Here is a 3,132-nt window from a genome sequence, read left to right on the forward strand (position 1 = left end):
CAGTAAGCATATTAGCGGGTTATACCAGTATCATACCAAGCATAGCAGTAAACGCTGATGAGATTGTAAGCGACGGCTTCACTATCGCAGGTGAGATCGGTCTCGATACCGATTCAGACGCAGTAGCCTCGGAGCTTGAACAGCTCAGTAGCATCAATGACAACGAAGTACCAGATATTACAGTTACCGAAAATAACGAGGTATCACAGATATTCGGAACACTTTCTGAATCAGACGTCAATACACAAAGCGACGCTTTAGACGTTATTGACGAAATCTCAAATCTGCTCGGCATAAACAATGCTTACAGCGATTTAAAGTTTGAGAGCTGCACAGAGAGTCTTTATAACGATATCTATTCTTTCAAACAGTATTACAACGGCTTGGAAATGGTTAACTCTTATGTTACCGTGATAGTAAATAAGAATACTCGTGAGCCTAAATGCCTCAATAATACTTATATATCCGATCTGTCTATAAGTATAGTGCCTCACATTTCTGCAGCTGAGGCGCTGAATATAGTACAGGTTTATTATGAGGATTATTCGGGATCATATCCGAGACTGGTGATTTACACAGATGAAGACGGTATAAGTTCTCTGGCATGGGAATGCAATGCAGAGACATTGACAACAGGAAAGATATATATTGACGCAGAAAATGGCGGCATTCTATACGAGGAAAACCTCGCACAGCCGGCTTCACTGACTTATGACGGCAGTGAAGAGCATTATTTTGTGGATAATAATTATTATATGCCCAATAAAGGCTCATTCTATATTGAACTTGATCACGACACAAGCGCTAAAAAATTCTTCTTCCGTGATAAGAAAAGAAATATCGCGCTTATTCCGAGTAATGATTACTGGGCTGAATTTGATAAGAATAACAAAGTGCATATCTATACCTCATCTGGTGGAAATAAAGACGAAATCTTTGATACAAACTACAAAAGTAATGTATTGTCACAATTAGTTTACGATGATTATGATTATGAATGCCTGAAATATAACCTTTCTGAAGTAGCAGCATTACACAACATTGAAAAAGCTTATGATTTCTATAACAATAACTTCAAATGGCAGGGCGCAGACGGAAGAGGCAATACACTGTATATTTTACCTGAACTCAGAAGAAAAAGCGGATGGACAGTAAATAACGCTTATGCATTCAACGGAAGGAACTTCATTGCCTTTGGCGCAGAAGGCGCAATAAATGGCAATGATGTAGCTGCTTGGGGAGCCGATCCCGATATTGCCGTTCATGAATTTACTCACCTTGTATCCCATCAAAAATTAGGTTGGGGTGGTTCTGAAAACGTAGAAATAGCCGCCCTTAACGAAGCCTACAGCGATATTATGGCTGAATATGCAGATGAGACACCTGAATGGAAGCTCGGAAATGATCTGTTCTTCAAAATAAAAGACGATAGTCTCTATATTAGGAATATCGTTAAACCACAATCGCCGAGTCTCATAAAATACAACGGTGAAGGAAGCCTTAGTAAAACTGAGCCTCATGATGCTTCAACCATAATATCTCATGTAGCATATATGATGCACTACATGGGGATTGAGGATGAAGTCGGAATGCGTATCTGGTACGGTTCAATGGATTACCTCAAGAACGCAAAGGAAATCAATTTCAAGGCTTGCAGAAAGGCAGTGCTTGAAGCAATAGGAGACGTAGTATACGATCGTACATTCAATGGAAAGTACAATGACTGCTGGTGGGACTATACCCTTATGACCAGCGCTGCTTTCAGCCGCTCAAATATCCTGCCAGACTATGCGCTCGGAGATATTAACTGTGACGGTTCAGTTGATGAAGATGATGCAAGATTGTTGCAGCTTCACCTCGATGAGCACAGTTCTCTGACTACAGAGCAGCTGTTAATTGCTGATATCAATAAAGACAGCTATGTTGACTGGGATGACTGGTGGGACATATATGTACAGTAAGAGTATATAAGTATTAAAAGAAGAACAGGGGCTGTAAAAAACTAAGTCCCAATAACGAATATGGGGTCTCGTGGTGAGGCCCCTATTTTTTGCTAAAAATAAGCTACACTACAATAACTAACGTGCAGCTGTTTATTGATATATATATTCGTGTGCTGTACATTGTCGTAATTGGGCTATTTATCTCATAATGTATTAAGCAGATCATACTGATACATATTCCATAATGTCGATACGCAAAATCACTTTCTATGATTTAGGTTAACGTATTTAGTGTATATATGCATAAATCGTATATACAAATTGTAATGCGAAGTTTGTAAATTACATAGTGCATATTAATATTGAAATAATAAACAAATTATTATGATGAAGATATGTCGATATAGTAAAGATATCCAAAAAGTGCTACTGCCAATTGACATGTAGCTACATTAATGATATAATAATTACAAGTTTTCACTATGATAATCACAAGGTACGGGATATGAATAATACGATAAGTATATACAAATTGTTTATCGTATAGAAAAATATACAAAACGAATTAACTATTGAAGAAAAGATATTTCCTTTTTTAGTATTTTTCGTTATTTATTATTTTGTATTGGTTTGTTGACAGAATTTTTTACCTCCATATTAGGAAATCAATTACAAATATAAGTTGTTTTAGGTCTTAATTTTTTATTTTAAACTAGGGGGGCTAATTATGAGAATTTCATTTTTACAATCTGAAATCATTCAAGCTGAGATCACAGAGATTGAAAATGATTTAAGTTCAGGCTTTAACATAGTAGCTCTTTGTGTAAGAGAACATAAGAAAAAAAATGAAATATTCTTTAGTGTGAATAAGGCTTTTGTCTCTTTTTACTGACCAATTGCGCGTAAATAGTTCTGCGCTTTTGGGAGTGTCTGAAGGAGACGAGGTCGTTATGTGCGCTTATACATAATACGGCTTCGAATCCCGTGAAATTTCACGTTGGACCGGAGCTTATTTTTATTGATACTTTTGATTATCATTTAGTTTTTCATATAACCTCTTTCGAACAGGATTCGAGTTTTTTGCGAAATCAGCATAAAATAGAGGTGTTTGAAAAGTTATAAATCGTGTATTTTTACGCCGGAAATCATTATTTCCGGGATATTGCCTCTTTAACATGGATTTAGCTTC

2 protein-coding genes are annotated in these 3,132 nt (G+C 36.6%); both read left to right on the forward strand.

What is annotated here, in order from left to right; genetic code table 11:
* Positions 1-1,961: M4 family metallopeptidase (locus tag J6U00_RS05955; RefSeq protein ID WP_296580141.1), on the forward strand; the 1,961-nt coding region annotated here is incomplete at its 5' end.
* A 709-nt stretch (positions 1,962-2,670) separates the two neighbouring features.
* The gene (locus J6U00_RS05960; RefSeq protein ID WP_296580142.1) at positions 2,671-2,835 is read left to right on the forward strand and encodes a hypothetical protein; all 165 of its coding nucleotides are present in this window, start codon (positions 2,671-2,673) and stop codon (positions 2,833-2,835) included.
* Positions 2,836-3,132: the final 297 nt, after the last annotated feature.

The organism is Ruminococcus sp. (genome assembly GCF_017650195.1).
In the GTDB taxonomy this organism is placed as follows: Bacteria; Bacillota; Clostridia; order Oscillospirales; family Ruminococcaceae; genus Ruminococcus.